This is a genomic window from Bacteroides propionicifaciens DSM 19291 = JCM 14649, assembly GCF_000375405.1.
Lineage (GTDB): Bacteria > Bacteroidota > Bacteroidia > Bacteroidales > Bacteroidaceae > Bacteroides_E > Bacteroides_E propionicifaciens.
In genome coordinates this window covers 72,400-87,930 of the sequence record NZ_AQWS01000006.1, presented here as the reverse complement: position 1 = coordinate 87,930, position 15,531 = coordinate 72,400, and the positions used below count along the sequence as shown (strand labels likewise).

The following is a 15,531-nucleotide window of genomic DNA, read 5'->3' as shown; positions in this document are numbered from 1 at the left end:
CTGTAGAAATCAGAAAAGTCATCTATACAACTAACTTAATCGAAAATCTTAATGGCAAGATTAGAAAGTACACCAAGAACAAATTATCGTTCCCAACCGATGATTCTGTGATGAAATCAGTATATTTAGCCGTTAGAGAGGCCACAAAGAAGTGGTCAATGCCTATCAGGGACTGGGGCATAATTTTAAATCAGTTCCTAATTATTTACAAAGAAAGGGTCAGGCTATAACAATAACCCAACCCAAGCTTAATTTACTTACACACTTCCTGAGACAGTGTCAGATAGTTTTAGTTTCTCTGAGAAACAGGTAAGCCATAACTCTTCATGATAGTCTCAGCTCTGACAATCTCTTCGGCTGAGGGTGGCTCAATAGCAGACAGCTCATATTTTAAGCCCATCTGCTCCCACTTTGACTGCCCCATCTGATGGAAGGCAAGCAAATCTACTCGCTCTACATTGGAGTAAGTAGCAATCTTCTGGCTCCAAGCCTTTAGATCAGCCTCGTCGTCGGTATAACCAGGAATCAGAACATAACGAATCCATGTTGGTTTATCGATTGACTGCAAGTATTCTAGAAACTCCAATGTTGGTTCTAAAGATTGACCTGTCAATGCTTTGTATTTATGGGGTACTATATGCTTTACGTCCAATAGCACAAGGTCAGTAACAGCTAGAGTAGCCTTGATTTGCTCGTTAAACATAAAACCAGAGGTATCTACAGCCGTATGAATTCCTTCTTCATGACACTTGACAAACAGCTGCTCTATAAATTCAGCTTGCATTAGAGGCTCTCCTCCTGAGACCGTTACTCCACCACTCTTAATAAAACCCTTGACTTTCTTAATCTCATTGAAAACCTCATCGGTAGTCCACTCCATCTTGAAGTCTTTCCGTTTCCACGTATCGGGGTTATGACAAAACAAGCAACGCAAGGGGCAACCTTGTAGAAACAAAACAAAGCGAATCCCTGGACCATCTTTTGTGCCAAACGATTCGAATGAATGAATATAAGCTTTAGTCATCTCTATTACCTTTCCTATTAAAGAAAGATAGCCGAATTGTATATCACAATCCGACTATCTTCAATATTATACAAATTTTATTTTCTTAGAACTTAGTTGTAATTGTTCTATTGATAACATCCAACTGTTGCTCTTTTGTAAGCTTAATAAAGTTTACAGCATAGCCAGAAACACGGATTGTTAACTGTGGATATTTTTCTGGATGCTCCATTGCATCAACTAGCAAGCTACGATCGAACACGTTAACATTAAGGTGTTGACCTGTTTGGTTGAAATAACCATCCATCAAACCTACTAAGTTTACTTTTTGTTCGTCCGAACCTTGACCAAGTGTACTTGGAGTAATCGCAAATGTATAAGAAATACCGTCATTAGCATCTTCGAAAGGAAGTTTTGCTACAGATGATAGTGAAGCAATTGCACCACGAGTATCACGACCGTGCATTGGGTTAGCACCAGGACCAAAAGGCTCTCCAGCTCTACGACCGTCAGGTGTGTTACCTGTTTTCTTACCGTATACTACATTCGAAGTAATGGTCAAAACAGATTGTGTAGGAATTGCGTTTCTATACATCTTATGACTTCTGATTTTATTCATGAAGTTCTGAACGATTTGAACAGCAATTTGGTCGGTGTTGTCGTCGTTATTACCATAAGGGATGTATTCTTTCTCAACTACATAGTCAACAGCATCACCCTCTTCGTCACGAATTACTCTTACTTTACCATATTTCATAGCAGCAAAAGAGTCGGCAACAATAGAGATACCTGCAATACCGAATGCTTGTGTACGACGTACTTCTAAATCGTGAAGAGCCATTTCTAGGGCTTCGTAAGAGTACTTATCGTGCATGTAGTGGATTACGTTTAGTGCTTTAACATAAGTTTCAGCAATCCAATCAAGCATTTTGTCGAACTTAGTCCAAACCTCATCAAAGTCAAGATACTCACCTCCTACTTTTTCGTAAGTAGTTGGAGTCACTTGTTCTTTGCTAACCTCATCTTTACCACCATTGATAGTGTATAGAAGAGCTTTAGGCAGGTTAGCACGAGCACCGAAGAATTGCATTTGTTTACCAATCTCCATTGGAGATACACAGCAAGCAATACCGTAGTCGCTACCCAATTGTTCTCTCATCAAATCATCATTTTCGTACTGAAGTGATGAAGTGTCAATCGAAACTTTAGCACAATACTTCTTCCAGTTCATAGGTAAACTTTCGCTCCAAAGAACAGTTAAGTTTGGCTCTGGTGATGGGCCTAAGTTATAGAGTGTATGCAATAGACGGAAACTATTTTTGGTAACCATTGATTTGCCACCATTAGTCATACCACCTACTGATTCGGTTACCCAAACTGGGTCACCTGAGAATAATTCATCATATTCAGGAGTACGTAAGAAACGAACCAAACGTAGTTTCATTACGAAATGGTCCATCATTTCTTGAGCTTGCTCCTCTGTGATTACACCGTTCTTTAAATCTCTCTCAATGTAAATATCCATGAAAGTAGATACACGGCCTAAACTCATTGCTGCACCGTTTTGGTCTTTAATAGCACCTAAGTAAGCAAAATAAGTCCATTGGATAGCCTCTTGAGCTGTTTGAGCTGGTTGAGAAATATCAATACCATAGGCTGCAGCCATTCTTTTCAATGCCTTAAGTGCATTGATTTGATCTGTTAGCTCCTCGCGTTCACGAGCAATAGTATCAGTAATTTCTTTAGGGTCAGTGTTTGCAAAATGATCTTGACGTTGTTTAATCAAACGATCAACACCATAAAGAGCAACACGACGATAGTCTCCGATGATGCGACCACGGCCATAAGCATCAGGAAGACCTGTAATTATCGAGTTAGATCTTGCTTTTCTTATACTGTTAGTATAGGCAGCAAAAACACCCTCGTTATGTGTTTTACGATATTTGGTAAAGATCATTTCTGTCTGCTTATCCAATTCGTAACCATATTCTTTAAGGCTTTGCTTAACCATTCTCAATCCCCCATTAGGGAAGATACCTCTCTTAAGAGGTTTATCGGTTTGCAAACCTACGATTGTTTCTAAATCTTTATTGATATAACCAGCATCGTGGCTATCGATTTGTGAAGGAATGCGTGTTTCAGCATCATATACACCTTTTTCTTTTTCGATGATAAACATCTCAGATAAGGTGTCCCATAGTTGTTTTGTAGCAGCTGTAGGACCAGCTAGAAAGGATTCGTCTCCAGTGTATTCTGTATAGTTTTCAGCAATGAAGTTATTTACATCAATCTGATCTACCCATTTACCAATCTTAAAACCTTCGTAAGCATTCATAAAGTATACTAAGTTATAAAGTTTATTATTTTAGTCGATATATACCTATTGTATCGAACTCAATGTCAAACTAAGCCATTTCAACAAGATTTTATATGTAAAACAATAAAACCTAAGGCCAATGTATTAAAACAAAATCTTGTCAGTAATATTACACTTAACGTGACTTAGAACTAGGAAGCTTTTGCCCCTTTTTGAATGAACCACAAAATTAGCAATTAAAAACGAATTCAGCTAATGCAAAACTAGGATTAAATTTTAACACCTTTAATTAAGATAAAATAATACTAGTTTGTTTAAATTCCATAACAGGGCTTATTATCTTACTTATCAATACCCATCTTACAATAAACAGCCCAATTATTACAGATTAAAACCTTTCAATAAGCCTTTAAGCTCTTAGCTGGTTTCAAGAAAAGGACAGACTAGAAACTTAATTTCAATCACATAATTTCTTGCTTTTGAGCAAGAATAGATTGATTAGTTAATCTCTATAAAATCACTTTAACTCTAGCTTGGAAGAAGAATAAAGCTAGGATAAGCTCTGTTCTTTTTGGTCACACTTATACTTAGTAAAACCAACTATATAAAGTATCTTTGCTATTGTAGAGTTTATTTTACAAATAAAGCTACAATCCGCAACTAACAAACTTAGCAACAAATGTACAAACGAGCTATCAATATAATACTGGCCTCAACCCTGACTCTCGCAACTCTATTTATGACAAGCTGCCAACAGTCAAAAAATGAACCTAAAGCAAGAAAAAGCAGCACATTCACCGAAATGGCAGATCCCATGCTTGATTCAGTTTCACAATGGACTTCAACTTCTGAAGGCTTAAATGCATCTTTTGTGAGTACCAACAATATATATGATAAGTCTGTAGAGCCGAAAGTTGGAGAGCCACTAACAACTATGCGTGTCATGGGCTGGCAAGGAGAGCGTTTATCGGCTCAAATATTGCTTTGGACAACACAAGATATAAAAGATGTGGAGTTCGACATCACCGATTTCCAAGCGCCCAATCACACACTTCCCTCTTCAATTTCAAATATTAGATTTGTGCGTTATGTTATGACTGACAAACATAAAGACAACGTAACGCAACAATTATTGGCTGCCGATATATTAGATAATATCAATATCATAGACATTGATGCTAATACTGTTCGCCCACTATGGGTTTCAATAACAATACCCCAGGGGACTCCTGCTGGGACTTATACCGCAACAATAGAGGTTAAGGCTAAAGATTGTAAATCAAAGAATTTCAACATAGAAGTTGAAGTTCAAAATGAAAAACTTCCTGAGCCAAGCAAATGGACTTACCATCTAGATCTTAAGCAGCATCCTGCTGCAGTAGCACGAACTGCAGGTGTGGAGGTTTGGAGCGAGGCTCACTTCGAAGCGATGAAACCACTCATGAAGATGCTTGCCAACGCAAGCCAAAAAGTAATTACAACAACATTAAATAAAGATCCTTGGAACAACCAAGCTTACGATGCCTATCCCGACATGATTACTTGGACTAAGAATGAAGATAGCACTTGGACTTACGACTACACTATTTTCGACAAGTGGGTACAATTCATGATCAACCAAGGCATAACTAAAATGATCAATTGCTACTCTGTGTTGCCTTACAATAATGACCTCCACTATTTAGATACTAAGACTAATGAGTATGTGACTGTCCAAGCTAACCCTGGAACTGAAATATTCAATGAGCTATGGCATAGTTTCTTTGCAAGCTTCAAAGAACATTTATCCCAAAAAGGATGGCTAAATATCACTAATATAGCACTAAATAAGCACAATTCAGATGAGTTGGAGTTAACCCTTGCAATGTTGCAAAAAGAAGCTCCTGAATTGGGTATAACTTATACTGACAACCAAGATGGCTTCTCAAGTTGGTCTTACAATGCATGGACAGAATACCCTCTAAGAGACTCGCGCTTAAGCAACTGGCCAGCTGGTGATACATATATGGTTTATCCTGATGCTAGGAGTTCTATTCGTTTTGAAAAATTGGTTGAGGGTATTCAAAGTATTGAAAAGATCAAAATCTTACGTAACAAGTTAGCTCAATCGTCTAATCCTAAAGCCCCTGAGATACTTAAAGAGCTTGACGCAACTCTAGCAACATTTAAAATATTTCATCCAGATAATTATGTGGAAATGCTCGACAAAGCTAAAGCACTACTTAACAAAATAACAAACGAACACGCTCTAAGTAAATCTTCTTAGGCAAAATCATTTTATCCTGTTTTACGAGCCCTACTATATTAAGTTATGGTAGGGCTCCTTTAGAGACTTCTCAACCCATATATTAACTTTAGCCCCACCCTCCCTATTGGATAAAACTACGAGTAAAATTAAATAATAGTTGTCTCTTACGTTGATAAAACCATTAATTATTAGTATATTATCGTGATTTCAAAATGAAATTATTGTAACCCCATTAGATACGTCCTTAGCGGGTTGTCAATAGATCTATTAATCATTAAAATTGTAATCCAATGAAAGTAAAAAACATTCTTGGCCCTGACAATAATGAATACCCAAAAGGTTTTCGCTCATGGACTGAATATTGGGTAAAGAACAAGCATAAAATCCAACTGGTCATTAATTGCCCAGCATGCAATACAACCACAAGACAAGAGAAAGTAGAAACGGCTCATGTACTCAAAGTAGATTCGAAAGATAAAAAGGAATATATCATTCCACTATGCGAAGCTTGCGCACACAGAGAAAGTATCTTCACAGTAGATGAAAATCTACTCTTGTCGATAGTTTAACTTGTTCCATAAGAGTATAAATAATGGCGGCTAGATCTTCATCTAGCCGCCATTATTTATTAGAACTCACAAGTTCAAAATTCGATTATACCTCTTCTAGAAACTCCTTGTGCAAAGTACGTAACTTGAAGGCAAAGAAAACCCTTGCGCATCCGTAAAGTATCAAAGCATACGAGAACAGTGTTACAACAAAGACTGTTGCTACAGCTGGATTAGAAATAAGTATGAACGAGAAAATAAACCCAATTATACCCAAAACTAACATCCAACCCCATCCACTCCAGTTCACACGTTTCATAGAGAATGACGAACTAACCATCATTACAGATTGGAACATCATCCAGAAGCCTACATAGAACAGGAGAACATAAACGCTCTCTAGTGGATTAGCTGCCAAGACAATACCCAAGGCCAAACTAACGATACCTTGAACTAAAATCCAACCCCAATCGTGTCGATCTTTACGAGTATAGAAAGCATAAAATATATCACCTATACCTCCCACAATAAAGCTAACAATAAAGACAATATTTAATGTCACTAGAGTAGCTGCAGGAACCGTTAAACTCCAAATGCCAACTCCTAACATAAGCAAGCCAATTAAGAGCCCAACCCACCAATAATGTGCTTTGCGACGAAACTTTTCGAAAATATTAATTTCCATAGTCTTCTTTTTTATTAAAAATTACTAATAACCTATTCAAGTAGTATAACAGATAATTAACTGTTTAGTTTACAAAAAAGAGACTAAAATAACATTCCAGATTTAATATTTATGACGAACTAATAAACCTCAATATTAAGTAGTTATTACAACTTTATATTGAGGTTTATTATTAAATAGTTACATCTCCAAAAAGAGAGTTTACTTATTATCCGGTCTCAACTTGCGCACTACAGCACCTGTTAACCACATTTCGCTCTCACGCAAAGCTTTTAACTCTTCATTAAGTTTGACACGATAGTCTGATTGAGAGTTCGAATCGATAGATCGTTGAGCTTCTCGACCCGAAGCAACTTCTTCATAAAGCTCTTCGAATACTGGTTTAGTTGCTTTATAGAAAGGAGTCATCCAATCTAAGGCTCCACGCTGTGCCGTAGTCGAACAGTTGGCATACATCCAATCCATTCCATTCTCAGCAAATAGAGGCATTAACGATTGGGTCAGCTCTTCGACAGTCTCATTGAAAGCCTCAGATGGAGTATGCCCGTTCTCACGCAACACTTCATACTGTGCCTGAAGCAAACCTTGGATTGCTCCCATCAACGTACCACGCTCACCTGTAAGGTCTGAATACACCTCACGTTGGAAAGTAGTTTCGAAGAGGTAACCCGACCCAATAGCGATTCCCAAAGCAATAGTACGCTCAAAAGCTCTACCCGTTGCATCTTGGAAAATCGCATAGCTTGAGTTTAAACCACGTCCTTCGAGGAACATCTTTCTCAAACTTGTGCCCGACCCTTTAGGAGCCACTAAGATCACATCTACATCAGCAGGAGGTACAATATTAGTACGCTCTTTATAAGTGATACCAAAACCATGAGAGAAATAAAGTGCTTTACCTGCTGTAAGTTGCTTCTTAACAGAAGGCCAAACCATAATTTGTGCCGCATCTGACAACAAATACTGGATAATTGTACCGCGCTGGCAAGCTTCTTCAATCTCAAAAAGAGTTTCTCCTGGTACCCAACCATCAGCAACAGCTTTGTCCCAAGTAGGACTATCTTTTCGCTGACCAACAATCACACGGATTCCGTTGTCCTTTAAGTTTAGTGCCTGACCAGGTCCTTGAACTCCGTAGCCAATAACAGCTACTGTTTCATCTTTAAGGATTTCTTGTGCTTTACTAAGTGGGAATTCGTCGCGGGTCATTACTTTTTCGTCTACACCGCCAAAATTTAAAACAGCCATAATTTCGTTTGTTTAATATGGTTTATAAAAAAGATATTTCATTCTACTAATAAGGATTCACGATGAGCTAGAATCTCACTCAATCGTTCATTTTTTGATTTTGTTATTCCGACTCTTCCTGAGCGGATAAACTGTAATACACCAATCTCTTTAGACAGCTCGTCAAAGAGTGCTTGTGTCTCTTGATAATGTCCTGTCTTTTGGATTACAGTAGCGTGCTCACTTATATCAAGGATTAGAGCATGATGCTCACGGACAATTTGCTCTACACAGCTCGACTCCAAAAACTTCTCTGTTTTGATTTTATAGAGTGCCAACTCCTGAAAAATCAGTTCTTCATCTGTATTGTAAAAAGCCTTGAGGATATCTACACGTTTATCAATCTGCGTGATCAGTTTTTCTAATGTTCGCTCTTCTTCGGCATAAGTGGTTATAGTAAACTTATGTATCCCATCAATTGCCGAAGGAGAAACAGACAAGGTCTCAATGTTGAGTTGTCTGCGTGTAAATATTGCAGCTATTTGACTCAATACCCCTACCGTGTTTTCAGAGAATACCGTCAGGGTATATAATGTTTTATCGTTCATAGGTCATCATTTTTCTTTTTCTTGCAAAGAAGGTTTAAGAATTATATTTGTCACACAACTATCAGCAGGTATCATGGGGAATACCATCCCTTTGTTCTCGACTACAGCTTCAAGGAAATAGGCTCCATCGTGGGCTAACATTTCCCGAACAGCCTCATCTAACTCGCTCCGCTGACTTACTTTTCTGCTCTTGATTCGATAGGCTTCGGCTATCTTGATAAAATCAGGATTAACCATCTCGGTTTCGGAATAGCGATTCTCAAAGAACATCTCTTGCCATTGGCGTACCATGCCCAAGAAGTTATTATTAAGCAAGATGATCTTTACATTGAGGTTATACTGCATGATAGTACCAAACTCTTGAAGCGTCATTTGCAGACCTCCATCACCTACAAAAATGCAAACCGTACGATCGGGAGCCCCAAACTTTGCACCAATCCCAGCAGGCAATCCAAACCCCATGGTGCCAAGACCACCTGAAGTAATCAGGCTTCGCGGCTCCGTGAATTTAAAATAACGCGCACTCATCATTTGATTCTGACCAACATCGGTTACACAGATTGCTTTGTTTTGAGTAGCCTGTGTAATGTGATGCACCACCTCTCCCATTTTTAAGGCTGGTGTATTAGGAAATAATTCACCTGCAATAACCTCATCAAACTCTTGCGTATCCCAAGGAGAAAAACTCTCCTTCCACGCAGAGTGATTGCCGGCTTTTAACAGAGTTGTCACTTGTGGAATGGTCTGCTTCACGTTACCAGGAACAGTAACTTCACAAATTACATTCTTATTGAGTTCTGCTAAGTCGATATCAAAATGAACCACCTTAGCCTGAGGAGCATAAGAGTCTAAACTACCCGTTACTCGGTCGTCAAAACGCATACCTATTGCAATGAGCACATCACACGCATTGGTATTCATATTGGGAGATACATTGCCATGCATGCCAAGCATACCAAAATTGAGTGGATGATTTGAGGGGATAGCCGAAAGCCCAAGCATGGTCGAAGCAAAAGGAAGATCGCCCTTTTCTAAGAACTCCAAGACCTCTTGTTCTGCCTTACCTAATAATACACCTTGACCTAGTAAAACTAATGGTCGTTTAGCCGAATTAATCAACTCTGCAGCCTGAGCTATCTGATGAGCAGCTGTTTCGGGAACAGGCATATAACTCCTCAGATAAGTAGTTGGGGCATACGAAAACTGACAACTATTAATCTGTGCATCCTTAGTGATGTCGAGCAATACTGGCCCTGGTCGACCAGTCGAAGCAATGTAAAAAGCCTTCGAAATGGCTGTTGCAATATCTTCTGCTCTACGCACCTGCACAACCCACTTAGTTACGGGAAGTGCCAAACTGATTACATCGGCCTCCTGAAAAGCATCCGATCCTAAGAGCTTCGAATTGACTTGCCCCGAAATTACAACCAGCGGTGTACTGTCCATCATCGCATCGGTTAAGCCAGTAATCAAATTCGTAGCACCCGGACCAGATGTAACCAATGTTACTCCAACTTGGCCTGAAGCTCTAGCATAACCCTGAGCTGCATGAATCGCACCCTGCTCATGACGAACAAGAATATGGTTCAACTCTTTTTTGTGGTGATAAAGTGCATCAAACACCGGCATAATAGCTCCACCTGGATACCCAAAAATAGTATCCACACCCGCAGCAAGTAAGGAATTTACTAAAGCCTCACTACCCGTCATTGACTCTTTATCGGTATCTTTTACATCCATGGCATTCTCTTTTTTAATCTATTATTCGTACTGCTCCCTTGTCGGCAGAGCTAACAAAGCGAGCATAAGCCTTTAGGGCCTGCGACACCTCGCGTTCTCTATCGGGGGTAAAAGCTTCTTTACCACGAAGCTCTTCTTCATTTCTTCTTTGGGCTAACTCTTGATCGGATACACGGAGTGTTATTCGTCTTTCGGGGATACTGATTTCTATGCAATCCCCCTCACGTACCAATCCGATATTACCTCCTGCAGCAGCCTCAGGTGAGATATGTCCGATTGATAAACCTGATGTTCCACCAGAAAATCGTCCGTCGGTAATCAAAGCACAAACCTCACCCAGTTGCTTTGATTTAATATAGGAGGTTGGATAAAGCATCTCTTGCATTCCTGGGCCTCCTTGAGGGCCTTCATGTGTAATTACTACTACATCCCCAGGACCAACCAAACCTGTAAGAATGGCCACACAAGCCTCGTCTTGCGACTGATATACCTTAGCAACTCCTACAAAGTTCCATGTGCTAGGGTCTATTCCTGCGGTCTTAACCACACAACCGTCGAGTGCTAGGTTTCCACGAAGTACAGCCAAACCACCATCTTGTGTATAAGCATGTGCAAGATTACGAATGCAACCCTCAATTCGGTCGGTATCCAATGTAGGATAGGTCGAATTATGCCAGCCCATAGTTCCGCTTCGTTGATTGGCTGGGGCTACAGAGTAAAGCTCTTTGGCTTCGGAGCTTGGGCTTGTTTTCGTAATATCGTACTTGTCGAGTGCCTCGGAAAGCGTTAAACCATCGGCTCTATATACACCTGAGTTGATTAACCCTCCCTTATTAAGTTCGTTTAGAATCCCTAATACTCCACCTGCCCTGTTTACATCTTGGATATGATACTTCGTCGAGTTGGGTGCCACCTTACAAAGGCAGGGTACCATACGCGACAGCTCGTCAATATCAGATAGATCAAACTTGACTTGAGCCTCGTGAGCTACAGCCAGTAAATGAAGTATCGTATTGGTCGATCCACCCATAGCAATATCGAGTGACATGGCATTCAGAAAAGCTTCACGAGTAGCAATATTGCGTGGCAATACACGAGCGTCTCCCTCGAAGTAGTAGCGATTAGCATTTTCAACCAACTGTTTCGCTGCTCTCTTGAAGAGTTCGAATCGATAAGCATGAGTAGCAACCACAGTTCCATTGCCTGGTAAAGCTAAACCCAAAGCCTCATTAAGGCAATTCATCGAGTTTGCTGTAAACATCCCCGAACAAGAACCACAAGTAGGGCAAGCGCTGGCTTCAAGCTCAGCTATCTCTTGGTCAGAAACTGAATCGTCAGCCGATTTTACCATGGCATCAATCAGGTCAACTTGCTTTGAACCGACAATTCCTGCTTCCATAGGACCTCCCGATACAAAGATTACAGGAACATTGAGTCGCATGGCTGCCATCATCATCCCAGGCGTAATCTTATCGCAGTTGCTAATGCAAAACAACGCATCTACTCGGTGTGCCTCTGCCATATACTCGATGCTATCGGCTATTAAATCTCTCGAAGGCAGGGAATAAAGCATTCCCTTATGCCCCATAGCAATACCATCATCAACAGCGATGGTGTTAAACTCTGCCGCAAAGCAACCTAGCTTTTCTATCTCCGCTTTTACCATTTGCCCCACAGGATGCAAGTGCATATGCCCAGGAACAAACTGAGTAAACGAGTTTACGATTCCGATGATGGGCTTCCCCATCTGCTCGGGCTTCATGCCGTTGGCTCTCCATAGCGAACGTGCACCTGCCATTCTTCGTCCTTCAAGACTCTCGGAACTTCTTAATCTATTTTTCATAATTTATTCCTCCTCTTCAATCCATGCTGCTACCCAATCACCTACTTCTGATGTAGAATAGGCTCTATCGGTACCTGCAAGATCCTCGGTTACTACTTTGGCTTCCATTGATGCGGCAACAGCTCTTCGGATGAGTTCAGCTTCATCTTTCTTGTCAAGACCATATTCAAAGAGCATCGCAACTGAGAGAATCATAGCTAGTGGGTTCGCAATATTCTTTCCTGCTGCTTGTGGGTACGAACCGTGGATAGGTTCAAAAAGTGAAGTATGAACTCCTATCGAAGCAGAGGGCAATAACCCCATAGAGCCACTAATTACCGAAGCCTCATCAGTCAAAATATCGCCAAACAAGTTCTCGGTTACCAAAACATCAAATCGACGAGGGTTCTGGATCAATTGCATTGCAGCGTTATCTACAAACATATATTCAGTTTCAATGTCAGGATTTCGAGGAGCTAGTTCTTGCGCTACCTCTCTCCAAAGTCTAGATGTTGCTAAGACATTGGCTTTATCGACTAGTGTGAGTTTTTTGCGACGGCTACGTGCCAATTCAAATGCAAGGTTTAGGATTCGCTCCACCTCTTCACGGGTATAAATGCAAGTATCGTAAGCTGTATTGCCATCTTCACTTCTGCCCTGTGGACGACCGAAATAGAGCCCGCCCGTTAGTTCTCGCACACACATAAAATCGGCATCCTTAACTAACTCTTCACGAAGCGGAGAAAGGTGGGCACGATTAGGAAATACGGTCACAGGACGCAGGTTTGCATACAAGCCTAGGGTTTTACGCATACGCAACAAGCCTTGCTCCGGCCTTACCTTTGCTTGTGGATCGTTATCGAATTTCAAAGAACCAATTGCACCAAAGAGTACAGCGTCCGAATCTAAACAGATTTGGTGTGTCTCAGCAGGATAAGGATCTCCTACGGCATCAATAGCACAAGCACCCACAAGTGCCTCTTTATAGCTAAGCGAATGGTTAAACTTCTTACAAATTGCCTTGGTTACTTTTAAAGCCTCCCTCATTATTTCAGGACCAATTCCATCTCCTGGTAAAACAGCTAAGTTCAATTTCATTTTATCTTTTTATTTTAAAGTTTGTCTATTCCTACTATTTCAATTCTATTCGGTTGAGCATCTTGAGCGTAGCTTTAATAGCTGCCGTAGTCTGATCAATATCGACTGCTCGCGTCCTAAATATCTGTTGATCTTGTTTCCAAGTTATTATCGTTTGCACATAGGCATCCGTACGTCCACCAGGTGGAATAACCACTACATAGTCTATCAAATCGGGCAACTCACGGTCGAGTTTGCTGTAGATTTGGGTCAATGCCTTCGTAAATGCATGGTATTGCCCCTCACCCGAAGCATTGGCTTCGTAACTCTCATCGCCTACTTGGATTTTGATATTGACCGAGGGACGCAAGCCCATAGCAGCCACTAAAGAGTAATTCAAGATCTTAACCTCTGCCTCAGTCTCACCGTTACCCAGAATATCAGAGATAATAAAGGGCAACTCATCGGGTGAAACCATCTCTTTACGGTCGCCCATCTCAATTACACGTTGGGTAACCTTCTTTATCAATTCATCGTCGAGCTCTATTCCTAGGGTTTCGAGATTCTTAATGATATTCGATTTACCCGAAGTCTTGCCAAGTGCGTAGGCTCGTGTTCGTCCAAACCTTTCGGGACGAAGTTCACTGCAATACAACCCTTTCTTTAGATCTCCATCGACATGAATCCCTGCTACCTGAGTAAATGCGAAATCGCCAGTTACGGGTTTGTTATTGGCTATTCGTATTCCCGAATAGCTTTCGACCAACTTGCAGACTCCATAACTGTTCTGAGAACAGATATTTGTCGTACGGCCCAACTGATCTTCAAGCATGGCAACCACACTTGTGAGTGAAGCATTACCTGCTCGCTCTCCTAGACCATTAACTGTAACGTGTACACCTTTTATTCCTACTTTTACTGCCTCAAAAACATTGGCTACAGCTAAGTCGTAATCGTTGTGGGCATGGAAATCGAAATGTAGCTCAGGATAACGCTTAACCATCGCACCACAATAGTGCTGAGTTTTGGTAGGGTTCAAGATGCCCAGTGTATCGGGTAACATCCACCGCATTACCTCCTGAGCTTGTAGGGCATCGACTATTTCGAAAACATAATCGGGTGAATGCTGCATGCCGTTTGACCAATCTTCAAGGTAGATATTGACCTTTAAGCCAAGTTCACGAGCCAAAGCTAAACTCCTTTTAATGTCTTGAATATGCTCGTGTGGAGTTTTACCTAACTGATGCTCGCAATGGTTAAGTGAGCCTTTACATAGTAGGTTTACCACCTTACAACCCGTGTCGGCAATCCACTTCAACGATGCCTCTCCATCAACAAAACCCAGCACTTCGAGTCGATGTAGGTAACCGTGTTCTTTGGCCCATTTTGCAGCCTTCTTCACCGTTTCGAACTCTCCACTCGAAACTCGAGCTGAGGCTATTTCGACCCGATCGACTTTGAGGTCGTCAAGCAAGAGTTTTAAAACACTTAGCTTTTCGGGAGTGGTAAATGAGACTCCACAGGTCTGTTCTCCATCACGAAGAGTCGTATCCATCAACTCGACATAAGGAAGCTGACCTTTTGTGTTTTTATGCTTAGTAGCTAAAGACTCGTTGAGATTCATACTGCTCAAGTTTTTGTTGATTAGACAATAGGTAGTCGATATCGTCCATCCCTTCAAGCAAACATCTCTTTTTGTAGGCGTTGATTTCAAACGACTCCGTCTGATTAGTTTCATCGAGCGTTATGGTTTGCCTTTCAAGATCTACTGATAGGGTTGCTTTGGGATTATTCTCGACTGTTTCGAATAGCGTTTCCAGAAACTCAGGAGAAACCACAATAGGAAGTAAGCCGTTGTTGAGTGCATTATTCTTGAAAATATCAGCAAAGAAACTCGATACAACTACTTTAAAACCATAATCTGAAATGGCCCATGCAGCATGCTCACGGCTCGAGCCACTACCAAAGTTTTTACCCGCTACCAAAATCTCACCTGCGTATCGCGAGTTATTAAGCACAAAGTCTTGCTTTGCTGCTCCCGAACTCTCAAACCGCCAATCGGCAAAGAGATTCTTACCAAAACCAGCACGACTGGTTGCTTTTAAAAAACGAGCGGGAATAATTTGATCGGTATCCACATTTTCAATGGGAAGGGGGATATATGTTGACTTAATTTTCTTGAACTTTTCCATTTTAAGGGGGTGTTTAGGGTAGGATCCTCATGCAAGAAGCATCAGAACCAAACCTGTTGTTTTA

The 15,531-nt window shown here is 40.8% G+C and carries 13 protein-coding genes; 3 read left to right on the top strand and 10 right to left on the bottom strand.

Annotated elements, in window-relative coordinates:
* On the top strand, positions 1-230 hold a 230-nt coding region (locus tag B091_RS0103025; protein WP_026166297.1), incomplete at its 5' end, for a transposase.
* 59 nt (positions 231-289) lie between these two features.
* Here the strand turns inward: B091_RS0103025 and pflA are convergent.
* Positions 290-1,024: a pyruvate formate-lyase-activating protein gene (gene pflA / locus B091_RS0103020; protein WP_018108531.1), complete on the bottom strand. Its 735-nt coding sequence runs from the start codon at positions 1,022-1,024 to the stop codon at positions 290-292.
* Between the two features lie 85 nt (positions 1,025-1,109).
* Positions 1,110-3,338: a formate C-acetyltransferase gene (gene pflB / locus B091_RS0103015; protein ID WP_018108530.1), complete on the bottom strand. Its 2,229-nt coding sequence runs from the start codon at positions 3,336-3,338 to the stop codon at positions 1,110-1,112.
* 661 nt (positions 3,339-3,999) lie between these two features.
* On the opposite strand from pflB, the gene B091_RS0103010 reads away from it, so the two are divergent.
* Positions 4,000-5,586, top strand: coding sequence for a DUF4091 domain-containing protein (locus B091_RS0103010; RefSeq protein ID WP_018108529.1), 1,587 nt, complete (start codon positions 4,000-4,002; stop codon positions 5,584-5,586).
* Positions 5,587-5,858: 272 nt separating this feature from the next.
* Positions 5,859-6,137, top strand: coding sequence for a hypothetical protein (locus tag B091_RS0103005; protein WP_018108528.1), 279 nt, complete (start codon positions 5,859-5,861; stop codon positions 6,135-6,137).
* A gap of 85 nt (positions 6,138-6,222) precedes the next feature.
* Here B091_RS0103005 and B091_RS0103000 read toward each other — a convergent pair whose 3' ends face one another.
* The 8 genes from B091_RS0103000 to leuD form a co-directional block, all read right to left on the bottom strand.
* Positions 6,223-6,801, bottom strand: coding sequence for an HdeD family acid-resistance protein (locus tag B091_RS0103000; RefSeq protein ID WP_018108527.1), 579 nt, complete (start codon positions 6,799-6,801; stop codon positions 6,223-6,225).
* Between the two features lie 201 nt (positions 6,802-7,002).
* Entirely contained in the window at positions 7,003-8,049 is a 1,047-nt protein-coding gene (gene ilvC / locus B091_RS0102995; RefSeq protein WP_018108526.1) for a ketol-acid reductoisomerase, read from the bottom strand.
* Positions 8,050-8,087: 38 nt separating this feature from the next.
* A complete protein-coding gene (ilvN, locus tag B091_RS0102990; RefSeq protein WP_018108525.1) occupies positions 8,088-8,636 on the bottom strand; it encodes an acetolactate synthase small subunit in 549 nt (182 codons plus the stop codon).
* Positions 8,637-8,642: 6 nt separating this feature from the next.
* Positions 8,643-10,376, bottom strand: coding sequence for a biosynthetic-type acetolactate synthase large subunit (ilvB, locus tag B091_RS0102985; protein WP_018108524.1), 1,734 nt, complete (start codon positions 10,374-10,376; stop codon positions 8,643-8,645).
* A gap of 13 nt (positions 10,377-10,389) precedes the next feature.
* Positions 10,390-12,219 carry a dihydroxy-acid dehydratase gene (gene ilvD / locus B091_RS0102980; protein WP_025069518.1) on the bottom strand — a complete coding sequence of 610 codons (1,830 nt, stop codon included), beginning with the start codon at positions 12,217-12,219 and terminating at the stop codon, positions 10,390-10,392.
* 3 nt (positions 12,220-12,222) lie between these two features.
* Entirely contained in the window at positions 12,223-13,296 is a 1,074-nt protein-coding gene (gene leuB / locus B091_RS0102975; protein WP_018108522.1) for a 3-isopropylmalate dehydrogenase, read from the bottom strand.
* A gap of 34 nt (positions 13,297-13,330) precedes the next feature.
* Positions 13,331-14,899, bottom strand: coding sequence for an alpha-isopropylmalate synthase regulatory domain-containing protein (locus B091_RS0102970; RefSeq protein ID WP_018108521.1), 1,569 nt, complete (start codon positions 14,897-14,899; stop codon positions 13,331-13,333).
* Positions 14,871-15,467 carry a 3-isopropylmalate dehydratase small subunit gene (gene leuD / locus B091_RS0102965; RefSeq protein WP_018108520.1) on the bottom strand — a complete coding sequence of 199 codons (597 nt, stop codon included), beginning with the start codon at positions 15,465-15,467 and terminating at the stop codon, positions 14,871-14,873. Before leuD ends, B091_RS0102970 begins: the two co-directional genes overlap by 29 nt.
* Positions 15,468-15,531 lie beyond the last annotated feature (64 nt).

Bases quoted from the DNA above. Each gene is read 5' to 3' on its own strand.
- pflA (WP_018108531.1), bottom strand. From the start codon at position 1,024: ATGACTAAAGCTTATATTCATTCATTCGAATCGTTTGGCACAAAAGAT.
- pflB (WP_018108530.1), bottom strand. From the start codon at position 3,338: ATGAATGCTTACGAAGGTTTTAAGATTGGTAAATGGGTAGATCAGATT.
- B091_RS0103010 (WP_018108529.1), top strand. From the start codon at position 4,000: ATGTACAAACGAGCTATCAATATAATACTGGCCTCAACCCTGACTCTC.
- B091_RS0103005 (WP_018108528.1), top strand. From the start codon at position 5,859: ATGAAAGTAAAAAACATTCTTGGCCCTGACAATAATGAATACCCAAAA.
- B091_RS0103000 (WP_018108527.1), bottom strand. From the start codon at position 6,801: ATGGAAATTAATATTTTCGAAAAGTTTCGTCGCAAAGCACATTATTGG.
- ilvC (WP_018108526.1), bottom strand. From the start codon at position 8,049: ATGGCTGTTTTAAATTTTGGCGGTGTAGACGAAAAAGTAATGACCCGC.
- ilvN (WP_018108525.1), bottom strand. From the start codon at position 8,636: ATGAACGATAAAACATTATATACCCTGACGGTATTCTCTGAAAACACG.
- ilvB (WP_018108524.1), bottom strand. From the start codon at position 10,376: ATGGATGTAAAAGATACCGATAAAGAGTCAATGACGGGTAGTGAGGCT.
- ilvD (WP_025069518.1), bottom strand. From the start codon at position 12,219: ATGAAAAATAGATTAAGAAGTTCCGAGAGTCTTGAAGGACGAAGAATG.
- leuB (WP_018108522.1), bottom strand. From the start codon at position 13,296: ATGAAATTGAACTTAGCTGTTTTACCAGGAGATGGAATTGGTCCTGAA.
- B091_RS0102970 (WP_018108521.1), bottom strand. From the start codon at position 14,899: ATGAATCTCAACGAGTCTTTAGCTACTAAGCATAAAAACACAAAAGGT.
- leuD (WP_018108520.1), bottom strand. From the start codon at position 15,467: ATGGAAAAGTTCAAGAAAATTAAGTCAACATATATCCCCCTTCCCATT.